The sequence below is a fragment of the Lentzea terrae genome (assembly GCF_003265345.1).
Taxonomy (GTDB): domain Bacteria; phylum Actinomycetota; class Actinomycetes; order Mycobacteriales; family Pseudonocardiaceae; genus Lentzea; species Lentzea terrae.
In genome coordinates this window covers 1-1,032 of sequence record NZ_QFWW01000046.1, presented here as the reverse complement: position 1 = coordinate 1,032, position 1,032 = coordinate 1, and the positions used below count along the sequence as shown (strand labels likewise).

General features: G+C 66.2%; 1 protein-coding gene and 1 pseudogene. Both read right to left on the bottom strand.

The genetic code is table 11. From position 1 onward, the window contains the following. A pseudogene (locus tag DI276_RS47635) lies at nt 1-180 on the bottom strand (sugar ABC transporter permease); the annotation flags it as partial. Beyond that, on the bottom strand, nt 177-1,032 hold an 856-nt coding region (locus DI276_RS47630), incomplete at its 5' end, for an extracellular solute-binding protein (protein WP_112276794.1). The pseudogene DI276_RS47635 and the gene DI276_RS47630, both read right to left, overlap by 4 nt.

Genomic DNA, 1,032 nt, shown 5'->3' with positions numbered 1-1,032 from the left:
GACGTAAGCGGTGTAGAGCAACGGAAACAGACCGATCGCACCGAACAACACGAAGAACGGTGCGACGAACAGATACGGCGACACCTTCGCGTCCACATTGGACATCCGGTATCGCCGCGGCGGCCGCGGGCGAGACTGCTCGGCTCGCCCGCGGTCGACCTTGTTGAGCACGGCGGTCACTTGGCCGCCTTCTGGGCGCCCTCGACGGCGGTCTTCCAGGCCTCGTCGGCAGTCTTGCCCTGCTCCACCGACTGCAGCGCCGGGCTGAACACCGTCTCCTGGATCTCGCCGTCGGCCGGGCCCTTGTACTGCGCGACCTTCACCTTCTTGGCCTGCGTGGCGAACAGCGCGCCGGCCTTGATGTCACCGAAGTAGGCGTTGGTCTGCTCCAGCAGCGCCGGGTCGTCGAGGGCTTTGACCTGGCTCGGGAACGTGCCCTTGGCCTTGAACGCCTTGATCTGCTGCTCCGGCGCGGTCAACCAGGCGGCGAGCTCGGCGGCCTTCTTCGCGTTCTTGCTCTGCTTCGGCACGCTCAGGTACGAGCCACCCCAGTTGCCGCCACCGTTCGGGAACGCGTCCGTCACGGCCCACTTGCCCTTGTTCTCCGGGCCTGCCTGGGACTCGACCACACCGAGCATCCACGACGGGCACGTCTTCGTGGCGAACTTGCCCAGCTTGAAGCCGGTGTTCCACTCGTTGCTCCACGCGACGAGCCGTGCCGACTGTCCCTTTGCGACAGCTGCGGTCACCGCGGTCCAGTCCGCCTTGATGGCCGGGTTGGTGTCGACGACCAGCTTGTCGGACTTGTCGTAGTAGCCGGTCTCGTGCTGGTTGTGCATGGCGTTGAAGACCTGGGAAGCGCTGTCGAACCAGGCGACGCCGGGAACCTTGGCGATGAACTGGTCACCGGCGGCGAAGTAGCTGTCCCAGGTGGCGAACAGCGCTTTGACGCCTTCGGGGTCCGACGGCAGTCCGGCCTGGGCGAAGAGGTCCTTGCGGTAGCACATCGCCAGCGGGCCGATGTCGGTGCCG